Below are 12,599 nucleotides of genomic sequence, written 5' to 3' on the forward strand. Positions count from 1 at the left end.
CCGTTCGACTCGGTTAGTCGGCACCATTTATTTTAGGTAACTTGAAGCAACTGACTTGTAATCAGTAGTCTGTATAAGTTATCCGTTCGACTCGGTTAGTCGGCACCATTTATTTTAGGTAACTTAAAGCAACTAACTTGTAATCAGTAGTCTGTATAAGTTACCCGCTCGACTTCGTTAGTCGGCACCATTTATTTAAAAGCCTCGCTTATAGCGGGGCTTTTTTGTTTTTGTATAGTTAATCTCTTAAACACATTGCAAAAAGTTAATTTTAGTATTAAAAATTGCTGATCATTTACTCATTTTTACCGTATAACTGGCTATTATGTTAATTCATCGCTAGCTATGTAATGTTATGTAAAGTAAGTTGAGCAAAATTTGCCAAAGTGCTTGAATTACGTTCATAAATAGCAGTAATTTAGGTTTAATTATGATTTGGCAATGCAAGCCAACCCTACTGGCAATTAGTGTGATGCTGCTCAGCGGCTGTGCGAGTGATTTAAACTCGTCTCAGCGCATGCAAGTCTCTAATAATATGCCTCAGCAATGGCAGCAAGAAGCATCAAGCTCAGTATTAAAAGTACAAGAGCAATGGCTTACACAATTACAAAATCCTACGCTTAATAAATTTGTACAACAAGCACTTAAAAATAACCAACAGCTTTTGCAAACGAGTTATGATGTTGAAATTCAAAAGCAGCAACTTATAGTCTCGGGCGCTGCACTTTGGCCAAGCCTTGATTTATCAACACGTACAAGCCGTAGTAAAGACAACCGCCCTGTAAGTTACGACAACGCAAGCTCAGCTAGTTTAAACTTAACTTACGAGGTTGATTTATGGGGTAAGCTCTCTGACGCCAAGCGCGAAGCTAATCTTAACTATTTAGCTCAGCAGGCACGGTTTGAGCAAGCTAAACAGCAACTTGTTGCTGATGTATTAACAGGTTGGTTTGATGTGGTTACGGCGCAGCAATTACTGGATTTATTTAAGCGTCGCGAAGCCAACTCACAACAAAATCTCGATATTATTGAAGCTGGCTATCGCCAAGGCATAAACGAAGCGCTCGATGTGTATTTAGCGCGTAATGAGCTTAATAATGAACGCTCTCGCATTGCCACTCAAAAAGCGAGTTTATCGGCATCAGCACGTGTACTTGAGCGTTTACTTGGTGAATACCCAAAAGGCGCTATTACTGCTAGTAGTGACTTACCTGTTATTAATACCGATATTCCTCTAGGATTACCTTCTGAGCTTATAACGCGAAAACCTACTCTACGTGCAAGTTGGTATGAGCTTTTAGCAGCCGACGCATCATTGGCATATGCGCACAAACAACGCTTTCCAAGTTTAGATTTAACAGCTTCATTAAGTGATAGTACAGACAGAGTAAGCGACTTGTTTTCTCCATCAAGCCTTGCATGGTCTTTGTTAGGTAGTATTTCAGCGCCACTTTTTGAAGGTGGGCGCTTAAAAGCCAACGAAGAAATAGCGCGTCTTAATACTCAAAAGCAAGAGCAGCTTTATTTACAAACGCTTTATGACGCATTTGGTGATGTTGAAAATGCAATTTCGCAGCAGCAGTCCCTCAAAGCTCAATATACAAGCACGTTAGAGGCACAAGAAAACGCACTTGCTGCAGAGCAATTGTCGTTTGAGCAGTATCAAAGTGGCTTGGTAACTTACACGACAGTGCTTGATGCCCAAGACCGTTCTTTTGACGCGCAAAGCTCCTTAATCGATATTAAAAACCAATTAATAGCCAATAGAATTAACCTACACATTGCCCTTGGTGGTGATTTTGCAAAGCCCTCAAGTGAACTAAAGAGCAATAACGATGAAAACTAAAACAGCAAAAATTATTATTCCAGCGGTGGTTATTGTTGCCACAATTTTAATTGTTATGTTTATTAAGGGGAATCCACCAGAGGCTAAACGCTTTGGGACACCTCCGAAGGCATCAATAAGTGTGGCTGCGCTTGAGCTAAAACCACAAAATTATCAAGTTATGATAGACAGCTACGGTACGGTAAAACCACGTACACAAAGTTTGTTAGTGGCTCAGGCATCTGGGCAAATAATTGAAGTAAGTGATGACTTTAGAGAAGGCGGTTTTTTTGAAAAAGGCGATGTACTTTTAAAACTAGACGACAGAGATCATCAGGCTGAAGTTAAATCTGCTCAAGCCAATTTATTAACCGCAGAGCAAGGTTTGCTAGAAGAGAAGGCGCGTGGGCAACAAGCCATTACCGATTGGAAGCGCCTTGGCGGCTCAAATCAGGCAAGCAGCTTAGTACTACGTGAGCCACAACTAGCAGCCGCTGAAGCTGAGGTTTTATCGGCTCAGGCAGCACTTGAAAAAGCGATGCTTGATTTAGAGCGCACTAAAGTAACGGCGCCATATGCGGGGCGTATACTTAGCCGCAGTGTTGATTTAGGGCAAGTTGTTACTAACAACACACAGTTAGCAACCATTTACGCAATCGATAGCGTTGAGATTCGCTTACCAATTAAAAATAAAGATCTCCCATTTGTAAATTTACCAGAGCAGTATCGCGATGGTGCTAAAAACCAAGCGGGTTCAATTGTTAAATTTACTTCTGACTTAGTAGGTGAGCAAACGTGGCAAGGTCAATTAGCACGCACAGAAGGTGCTATAGATGAAGGCGCACAGCAGCTTTATGTAGTTGCTAAAATTAATGACCCGTATAAAGCAACAGCAAATAACCAGTACCCAATAAAAATTGGGCAGTATATAAAAGCGCAAATTACCGGCAGAACAGTATCTAACGCACTTATAATTCCTAACAGTACAATTTATCAAGGAACGTACGTTTACATTGTTGAAGGTGGCGTACTTAAGCGCAAAGACATCACACTAGCTTGGCAAAATGCGACTCAGGCGATGATAAAAACCGGTTTAAACGCAAATGATAAGCTTGTTATTACTCCACTTGGTCAAGTAAGTTCAGGAACTCAAGTAAGTATTTTAGGTGAACAAAGCGCAGATCAACCTAAAAGCCGTGGAGCGAATGGGCAAGGTAAAGGAAAGCGCCCGACTCCAGAGCAGCTTGAACAAAAAGCAAAAGAGCTTGGTATTAGTGTTGAAGAGTTAAAAAAACGCCGTCCAGCAAAGCAAGGAGATAAGCCATGATAGCTTGGTTTGCCAAAAACCATGTTGCAGCTAACTTATTGCTAGTAACACTGCTGCTGTCGGGGCTTTTTAGTTTATCGACTAAAATACCGCTTGAAGTATTCCCTTCATTCGAAACCGACATGATAAGCGTGAACGTAAGTTTGCGCGGTTCAACACCAGAGGATGTAGAGCAAGGCGTAACAATTCGTATAGAAGAAGCCGTACAAGATTTAGAGGGCATAAAGCAAATATTTAGCCGCTCTTCTGAAGGCTCAGGCTCTGTAACAATTGAAGTTGAAACGGGCTACGACCCGCGTGAGCTTTTAGCCGATATTAAAAGTCGTGTAGATGCAATTAACACCTTTCCAGCCGATGCTGAAAAGCCAATAGTCGCGCTTGCGGAACGAATTCGCGAAGTTATCGCGGTTACCGTATCAAGTGATTACGGCGAAAAAGAAACCCGTGAATACGCAGAAACAGTACGCGATCAAATTCTACGTTTACCAAATGTGACGCAGGTAGAGCTAAGTGGTGTTCGTGATTATGAAATTGCCATTGAAGTAAGCCAAGACGTTCTTCGCCAGTACGATTTAAGTTTGGCACAAATATCGAGTGCCATTGCTAATTCAAGCTCTGATATTTCTGCTGGTAACTTAAAAACTGAAGGTGGGGACGTACTTATAAGCTCTAAAGGGCAAGCATATCGTAAAGATGAATTTGCCAATATTGTTGTTAAAAACCAAGCTGACGGCACTATTATTCGTTTAGGCGATATTGCAATAATTAAAGACGATTTTGAAGAAACCCCAGTACGTACTCGCTTTAATGGTAAGCAGGCTGCATTTATCGACGTATATCGAATTGGTCCGCAAAGTGCGATTACTGTTGCTGACGAAGTTAAAAATTACATAAAAGAGCAACAAAGCTCCCTTCCACAAGGATTTGAACTAAGTTACTGGGATGATGATTCGGAGCTGGTTAAAAGTCGAATTGCCACACTAACGACCAATGCCCTACAAGGCGGTATTTTAGTACTTGCTTTGCTTACTTTGTTTTTACGACCTGCAATTGCATTTTGGGTATTTATTGGTATTCCGGTTTCGTTTATGGGCGCGTTTATAGCGATGCCTATATTTGGCGTAACCCTTAATATTATGAGCTTATTTGGCTTTATATTAGTACTTGGGATTGTTGTTGATGACGCCATAGTTACTGGCGAAAATGTCTATACCCATTTAAAAACAGCTAAGTCGGGCGAGCAGGCTGCAATTTTAGGTACTCAAGAAGTCGCAACACCAGTAACATTTGGTGTATTAACTACCGTTGCCGCCTTTTTACCTTTGGCCTTTATTGAAGGGGCGCGCGGTGCTTTGTTTGCACAAATACCGGTAGTGGTTATTCCGGTATTATTGTTTTCATTGATTGAATCTAAATTTGTACTACCCGCACATTTAAAATATATAAAACTACGCCACGAAAAAGGCGAACCTTCAAAGTTTGATGTTATTCAACAGCGTTTTGCAGATGGATTTGAAAACGCGATTTTAAAATACTACCAACCCACTTTAAATTTAGCACTGCGCCATAAATTGGCTTCGGTAAGTTTGTTTGTTGGTGTGTTTATAATAATTTTAACCATGATCACTAGTGGTTGGACTAAGTTTGTATTTTTCCCGCGTATACCAAGCGAAACAGTCCGCGTTAACTTAACACTACCAACAGGTACGCCGTTTGAAGTCACTAATAAATACGTAATTGATATGTCGCAAAAGGCGCAGCAATTACAAGAAAAATACCGCGACCCAGATACAGGTGAAAGCGTTATTTTAAATATATTAGCCACAACAGGTGGGCGCGGTGGTGTATCTAATTCAGGTTCTGTACGCTTTGAAATAACACCGGCTGAAAAGCGTGAATCAGACATAGGATCAAGAGAGCTTGCCAGCGAATGGCGCGATTTAATTGGTGTCATTCCAGGCGCTGAAAGCTTAACGTTTAGAGCTGAAATTGGCCGAAGTTCTGACCCAATTGATGTTCAGCTTAGCGGGACTTCGTTGACTATTTTACAAGACGTGGCTGATCACATTAAAACCCGTTTATCGACCTACCCAACGGTATTTGATATTGCCGATAGCATGTCTGATGGTAAAGAAGAGTTACAAATAGAGCTTACGCAGCAAGGCTTAGCGCTGGGCTTAAATAGAGTCAATGTTGCAGGTCAAGTGCGTAACTCGTTCTTTGGCTCGCAAGTCCAACGTATTCAGCGCGGCCGTGACGATGTACGTGTAATGGTTCGCTTGCCTATAGACGAGCGCCGCTCAGTTGCCGATTTACAAAATATACTCATCAATACACCTACTGGTGGTTCGGTGCCGTTATCGCATGTTGCAACCCTTACCGCAGGGCAAAGCCCGTCAACTATTAACCGAATAGACCGCTACCGTACTTTAAATGTAACAGCGGATATCGAAAAAAATAACACCAACATGACCATACTTCAGGCTGACCTAACGGAGTATTTAGATGAATTAATGCAGCAATATCCTGGAGTAGATTACAAACTAGAAGGTGAGGCTAAAGAGCAGCGAGAGTCGTTTGGCTCATTGGCTTGGGCACTTGTGTTTGTATTTTTCATAATTTATGCGCTATTAGCGATACCGCTTAAGTCTTACTTACAGCCAATTATAGTAATGAGTGTAATTCCATTTGGCATGATAGGTGCTGTAGTCGGGCATTGGATTATGGGCATGGATTTAACCATTATGAGCTTGCTTGGTATGCTCGCCCTAACTGGGGTGGTAGTAAATGACTCCCTTGTACTAGTTGATTTTATCAATAAAAAGCGTAGTGAAGGCGGCAAATTACTAGATGCAGTTAAACTTGCCGGTGCATCGCGTTTTCGCCCTGTAATGCTAACAAGTTTAACGACCTTTATTGGCTTAATGCCGTTATTATTTGAAAAAGCGACTCAGGCGCAGTTTTTAATACCTATGGCGGTAAGTCTAGGGTTTGGGATTATTTTTGCGACCTTTATTACTTTATTGTTAGTACCAATAAACTACATGATGATGGAGCGCTTTCAAGGTTGGTTTAAGTAAATAAGCGTAAGCATTTAAAATTTAGCTGTAAGTAAGAAATTGCTTGCAGCTTTTTTTTGCCAAAAATTATAAAAATAATGTACGAAGGTATAGCAAAAAAATGAATAAGTAATAAGAGGGAGTATAAAAAGTAAGAAGGTGTTCCCCAAGATACGGTACCCGGTTTCAGTCCTGAAACCAGAAGGTTTCAGGGCGGAAATCTGCGGTTTACCGTAGGCTTCTCGGTACATGCCGAGCTTGCACAATAGTAGACGAACAGAAATCCTGGTATAAAATTTATCGGCTCAGGGACTTAACCAAGCTCCGGTACCCCAGGGAACAATTTAAGTATATAAGACATAATCCAATCCTTAAACCCTAAACGTAAAAAATTAAACCGTTCGCTTAGTTTTCCCGCACCTTTAACTCGTCATTTACTTTATCGCATGGTTTTTGAGCTTGATCATACAATTAATTGGAGTTGCTTTTTATCGAGTGGTAGCATTGCCTTAACTTGCAAAGCGAAGATTCGATTATGAACGATTTACCCGATTACGAAAAAGCTCAACTGCTTTTAGAAAAAAACGAAATATTTGTATCACCTGCCGAAGCGCATGGTGTAATTAGTGGTTTACTTGCGTGTGGTTTAACCATTGACGACAAAGAATACTTAGGCCTTTTGAGCGATGTGTTTAACGATGGTGAATCATTTAGTAACGATTTAAAGCAGTTTTTTGGCACTATTTATAAGCAAGTAGTTGCGAGCTTTAATGATGACGAATTTCAGTTTGATTTATTTTTACCAAACGATGACGAAACACTCATCGATCAGGCTAATGGCCTCGTATCATGGGTAGCAGGGTTTATGCTTGGTTTTGGCTTAAAGCAAAAAGATTACGGTAAGTTATCAAGCGATGTTAAAGAGGTTATTACTGACTTTAGCGAAATCACTCGCCTAGATACCACTTTTGAAGAAACCGAAGAAGACAGCCAAGCGCTGCACGAAGTGATTGAATATGTGCGCGTATCAGCACTACTTTGTTTTGCAGAGCTTGGTAAAGAGCAAAACACGCAAAGTACTAAAAAAACACTTCATTAGTTTAAAAAGTTAAACGGGTTGGTTAATAATGGTTGAAGTACAAAAGTCAGAATTTAAAGCACGCCGTGAGCGTTTACTTGCGCAAATGGATAAAAATAGTGTTGCTATTATTCCCGCTGCGAGCGAAGTGACGCGTAGCCGCGATACCGAATATGCATTTAGACAAGATAGCGACTTTTTCTATTTAACAGGCTTTAACGAACCCGACGCTGTACTTGTACTATGTAACAACAGCGATGCACCCAGTACTTTATTTTGCTTAGATAAAGACAAGCTTGCAGAAATTTGGCATGGCCGCAGAGTTGGCTTTGATAAAGCTAAAAGCGACTACTTGTTTGATGAAGCTTACCCGCTAAGTGAATTAAACGATAAGCTGCTCGATATACTAAATGAAAAAGATGCGATTTATTTTGCACAAGGTGCTTATCCTTCATTTGATACCAAGGTGTTTACGTTACTAGGTACACTTAGAAGTGGTGCGCGAAAAGGCCTCAAAGCACCGAGTACTTTAAAAGAAATACGCGGCCTTATTCATGAAATGCGTTTGTTTAAATCGCCAAGCGAAGTAAATGTTATGCGAGAAGGCTGTGAAATTAGTGCGCGAGGGCATATGCGCGCTATGCGTTTTTCACACCCCGGAGCTACTGAATTTCAGCTAGAGGCTGAGCTGCATCATCATTATGCCATGAATGGTGCGCCGCACCCTGCATACGGCACAATTGTTGGTAGTGGCGACAACGCCAATATTTTACATTACACGCAAAATAGCGACGTATTAAAAAATGGCGACCTGGTACTTATAGACTCCGGTTGTGAGCTACAAGGTTACGCCGCCGATATTACCCGTACTTTTCCAGTAAATGGACAATTTAGCGAAGAGCAAGCCGCGCTTTACAATATTGTACTTAAAGCGCAAGAAGTTGCTTTTGATGAAGTAAAACCAGGTGGTTACATGTCGCATGCTAATAAACTAGCAATGGAAGTAATGACCCAAGGTTTACTTGATTTAGGTATTTTAACCGGCGACTTTGATGAGCTAATGGCAAAAGGGGCATGTAAAGAATATTACATGCACGGGCTTGGGCATTGGCTTGGTTTAGATGTACATGATGTTGGCGATTACAAAGTAAATAACGTTGAGCGTGCATTTGAGCCCGGTATGGTACTCACCATAGAGCCTGGGCTTTATATCAGCGAAGACTCAAGCGCACCGCAAAAATACAAAGGCATTGGTATTCGTATTGAAGATAACTTGCTAGTTACCGAAACAGGCCATGAAAACTTGACCCTAAGCGTGCCTAAAAAAATTAGCGATATAGAAGCACTTATGCAAAGTGCTAAAAACGTATAAAGCTCGGAGAGTAAAGTGGCTAAGCAGTTTGATGTAGTTGTTATTGGCGGTGGTTTAGCGGGAGCAAGCTGCGCGTTAAGTGTGGCTAAAACTAATCCCGCGTTAAATATTGCCGTTGTAGAAGCTAATCAAGTTACCGGCGACTACCACCCAAGCTTTGACGACAGAAGCATTGCACTTGCTCAGCAATCGGTAGAGTATTTACAAAGCCTCAATTTATTTGAACAAAATGCCCCTTACACCGCCGTAATCAAAAAAGTGAGCGTGTCTGATAGAGGCCACTTTGGCAAAGCGCACATTAATTGCGACGAATTTGCTAAACCTTCACTTGGTTACGTAGTAGAAGTTAACCCTTTTGGCCGAGCGCTCCACCTGCGTTTAACGCAATCAAATATTACGCTTTTGTGCCCCGATAGCGTAATTGCCATTGAGCAAACCCTGCACAGCAATACACTTACCCTGCAAAGCGGCGAGCAATTAAGCGCAGCGCTATTGGTTATTGCTGATGGTACACAATCACCCACACGTAATTTACTTGAGCTTGGCTTTAATACCCAGCCTTATGAACAAGGCGCAATTATTGCCAATGTAGAAGTAGCTGGTAGGCATAATAATCATGCCTTTGAGCGTTTTACACAAAGCGGGCCTATGGCGTTATTACCCATGAGCAATAACCGTTATTCGTTGGTGTGGTGTATGAGCCAAGATCAGGTTGAACAGCACATGGCACTTAATGAACAAGACTTTATAAGTGCCCTACAAAGTGCGTTTGGTTATCGCGGTGGTCAATTTACTAAAGTAGGCATGCGCACGAGTTACCCGCTCGTTTACGGGCAAGTCGAGTCTTTGACTGCGCACCGTACAGTGGTTATTGGTAATGCCGCACATGCTATTCATCCTATTGCAGGGCAAGGTTTTAATTTAGGCCTTCGCGACGTGCAAGTACTAAGTAATTTAATAGCAAACAGCCAACACGGTTTAGGCAGCTATGCGTTTACACGTGAATATTCTAAAAAGCGCAGTGATGATATAAAAACCGTAATGAGCTTAACCGATGCACTTGTTAGGCTTTTTTCAAACTCATCGCGAGTGCTCGCATTGGGGCGCAGTATTGGGTTGTTTTCGATGGATTTATTTCCCGCATTAAAAGCGCCATTAGCCAAACAGTTAATGGGGCAAGTTAAACAAGGTAGGCGTTTATGAAGCAAGCACAGGTTTGTATTGTAGGTGGTGGCTGCGTAGGGCTAACACTAGCACTTGGATTGGCAAAAGCCGATATAAGCGTCGTTGTACTCGACGGCGCACCAACACAAGCGTTGCCAACTGACGAATATGGTTTGCGCGTAAGTGCGCTAAGCATTGCAAGTCAAACCTTGCTTGAGCAATTAAATGTATGGCCAGAAATTATCGCACAGCGAGCGTGCGCTTATACGCATATGGATGTACGTGATGCCGACAGTTTTGGCAAAATAGCGTTTGATAACAAACAACTTGAGCTTGAGCATTTAGGCCATATTGTTGAAAACGACATTATCCGCTACGCGCTCATAAAAGAGTTGGAACAACAAAGTAGTGCCACGTTAATGTTCGATACACAGTATCAGCAAATACATCAAAGCGAATCAGATGTATTTATAACGCTTAAAAGCGGCGAGCCAATTATTGCAAAACTGCTGGTGGCCGCTGATGGGGCAAACTCAGCTATTCGCAAACAATTTAATATGGCGCTTAGCTTTAAAGATTACGATCACCATGCGCTAGTCGCAACCGTAAAAACCAAAGAGCCGCACGCAAATACCGCACGCCAAGTGTTTTTACCAACCGGGCCGCTGGCATTTTTACCTCTGAGCGATGCAAATACCCATTCAATAGTATGGTCTACTAGCCCCAACCACTGCGATGAGCTGCTTGCAATGGACGACAGTGCCTTTAATAAAGCTGTTATGGCTGCAATAGATGGCCAATGCGGGCTATGTGAAGTGCAAAGTGCGCGCGCAGCTTTCCCACTTAAAATGCGCTACGCTCAGCAATGGGTTTCAGGCAAAGTGGTACTCATTGGCGATGCTGCACATACAATCCATCCACTTGCAGGGCTTGGTATGAACTTAGGCCTAAAAGATGCGGCTTATTTAATTGAGCTACTCACAAGTGATAGTAAGGAGTTTGCAAGCACGCGCACACTTCGCGATTACGAACGTACCCGTAAGCTCGATGCGCAAAAGCACATAGCCATGATGCAAGGGTTAAAAGAGCTATTTGAAGGTGCAAACCCGGTTAAAAAACTTATCCGCGGAGTAGGGCTATCATTAGTTGATAATTTAGGCCCAATAAAACACCTGTTCGCTAAAGAAGCGATAGGAAAGTAACGTAGGTTGGGTTGAGCGAAGCGAAACCCAACGGATAAAGTAAAGCGATGAGCTTGATTAAAAAAACCGATGTTTAATTTAAACATCGGTTTTTTTATGAAGGTTTTAAATATATTAAAAGCTGCGCTTTTCACGCGAGCAAGCTCTGCGTCTATATGCAAAGTTTAACACTGAGCTTAATTTTACCTGTAGGCGTTTAGCTTGCTGACGCGACGAGCCTAGCTCGTAATTACTATCGTTAGCTAAAAAGCGCTTTGCGTTAAATCAGTTACAAATTCTTTTGTGCTTCATTCACCATATCCTTGAGAGCATCAATTAACATTGGATCTCGCGAGTTTTGCTTAGCAAGTTCTAATGCGTGTTTCATACTAGTGACGGCTTCTTTGAACTGCTTATTTTCAGTATAGCCTTGCGATAAACGCATGTGAGAATAGGCTGCATTTGGGTAATGGGTAGTAAAGTGTTTAAGCGTGGTAATAGCTTTGGCTGTGTTACCAAATTTTTGCTGGCTATGAGCAAATTCTACATATACATCTTGTGGAATTTTAAGCTCAAACCCATATTTATCACTCAGTGCTTGGTAGTAACCTGTAATAAGCGATACATCAGCAAATCTTCCGTGCTCGTCAGTAACGCTAAAAATTAGGTCGCCAAATAAGTGAATTAGGCTATCGCTAAGGGCTGGTAGTATGGTGCCCATATGACTAAAAGTAGGGTAATGCTTATATTCCCATTTTAGCTGTGTTGGCATTTGTTGTTCTAAATTTACTAAAGTATTTAATACACCTGTATAAAAGCGTGACCCTTCACTTGCTACACTAATAAATAACGATTGACCGCCTTTAGGGCTTTTAGTGTATTTTATAATATTATTTTTTAATTCTTCATCACTCCACCAACTGTTTGGGCTTATAGCTATATAGTTATTAAATAACTCAGGCTGATTAACTAAAGTATAAAGCGCTAAAGTACCTGCATTAGAGTGGCCAATTAACGTGTTGTAGCCGTTAGTTGAGTAGTTAGAATTTATGTATGGCATAAGTTCGTCAGAAACAAATTTCAAAAACTCGTCAGTTTGCCCCGCTTCAGGCCATTTATTTTTTACAAAGGTTTGAAACTCAGTTTTAGGCTCACCATCTACTTTAGGTAAGTAATCACGAACGCGGTTAGTTGTATCAATACCAACAAGCAAGGCATTAGGTATCTGCTCGTAATCAACTAAGGATTTTATAACACCAGACGCCGTATGAAAGTGCTCAACACCATCAAGTAAATAAATAACATAAAGCGGCTGATCGTCTTTTACAGTGTCAGGTATGAAAATTTTAATGGGTCTGTCTTCGTTAAGTATTTTTGATTGCAGAATGACTTTTTTACCAACGGTTATGTCAGTTGTATTGGTTTTTGCGTGGCTTAAAAATGGTGTACTAAAAGTAAGTATTAATACAAGCGATAGTAAGAGCTTCATAAATATCCTTATTTAATAATGTATTGCTTAATAATTGCACGGCTTTAAATTTGAGTAAATACTTATATTTTGAGGCAGGTGTTAGACTTAAGTAATTCAAAGCT

8 protein-coding genes and 1 other RNA gene are annotated in these 12,599 nt (G+C 41.2%); 7 read left to right on the top strand and 2 right to left on the bottom strand.

Annotated elements, in window-relative coordinates; translation table 11 throughout:
- Positions 1–430 precede the first annotated feature (430 nt).
- Genes H5126_RS04180 through H5126_RS04190 form a run of 3 tightly spaced genes read left to right on the top strand, consistent with a single transcriptional unit; the run spans position 431 to position 6,232 of the window.
- The gene (locus H5126_RS04180; protein WP_182721144.1) at positions 431–1,846 is read left to right on the top strand and encodes a TolC family protein; all 1,416 of its coding nucleotides are present in this window, start codon (positions 431–433) and stop codon (positions 1,844–1,846) included.
- A complete protein-coding gene (locus H5126_RS04185) occupies positions 1,836–3,152 on the top strand; it encodes an efflux RND transporter periplasmic adaptor subunit (RefSeq protein ID WP_149603183.1) in 1,317 nt (438 codons plus the stop codon). Before H5126_RS04180 ends, H5126_RS04185 begins: the two co-directional genes overlap by 11 nt.
- Complete coding sequence (locus H5126_RS04190; RefSeq protein WP_002962744.1) at positions 3,149–6,232, top strand: efflux RND transporter permease subunit; 3,084 nt, start codon at positions 3,149–3,151, stop codon at positions 6,230–6,232. The genes H5126_RS04185 and H5126_RS04190 overlap by 4 nt, the downstream gene beginning before the upstream one ends.
- Positions 6,233–6,370: 138 nt before the next feature.
- Here the strand turns inward: H5126_RS04190 and ssrS are convergent.
- A non-coding RNA gene (gene ssrS, locus H5126_RS04195) (6S RNA) lies at positions 6,371–6,553 on the bottom strand.
- Between the two features lie 193 nt (positions 6,554–6,746).
- Here ssrS and H5126_RS04200 point away from each other — a divergent pair.
- The 4 genes from H5126_RS04200 to H5126_RS04215 are packed head-to-tail and all read left to right on the top strand — an operon-like array spanning position 6,747 to position 11,027.
- Positions 6,747–7,310: a UPF0149 family protein gene (locus H5126_RS04200; RefSeq protein ID WP_002962745.1), complete on the top strand. Its 564-nt coding sequence runs from the start codon at positions 6,747–6,749 to the stop codon at positions 7,308–7,310.
- A 28-nt stretch (positions 7,311–7,338) separates the two neighbouring features.
- On the top strand, positions 7,339–8,661 hold the full coding sequence (gene pepP, locus H5126_RS04205) for a Xaa-Pro aminopeptidase (protein ID WP_182692801.1): 1,323 nt from the start codon (positions 7,339–7,341) through the stop codon (positions 8,659–8,661).
- Positions 8,662–8,676: 15 nt separating this feature from the next.
- Positions 8,677–9,864, top strand: coding sequence for a 2-octaprenyl-6-methoxyphenyl hydroxylase (gene ubiH, locus H5126_RS04210; RefSeq protein ID WP_182721145.1), 1,188 nt, complete (start codon positions 8,677–8,679; stop codon positions 9,862–9,864).
- Entirely contained in the window at positions 9,861–11,027 is a 1,167-nt protein-coding gene (locus tag H5126_RS04215; protein WP_182721146.1) for an FAD-dependent monooxygenase, read from the top strand. Before ubiH ends, H5126_RS04215 begins: the two co-directional genes overlap by 4 nt.
- Positions 11,028–11,295: 268 nt before the next feature.
- Here H5126_RS04215 and H5126_RS04220 read toward each other — a convergent pair whose 3' ends face one another.
- Positions 11,296–12,495 (bottom strand): alpha/beta hydrolase-fold protein, encoded by a 1,200-nt coding sequence (locus H5126_RS04220; protein WP_182721147.1) that lies wholly within the window; start codon positions 12,493–12,495, stop codon positions 11,296–11,298.
- Between the last annotated feature and the right edge of the window lie 104 nt (positions 12,496–12,599).

The sequence above is a fragment of the Pseudoalteromonas sp. SG45-3 genome (assembly GCF_014164075.1).
Classification (GTDB): domain Bacteria; phylum Pseudomonadota; class Gammaproteobacteria; order Enterobacterales; family Alteromonadaceae; genus Pseudoalteromonas; species Pseudoalteromonas distincta.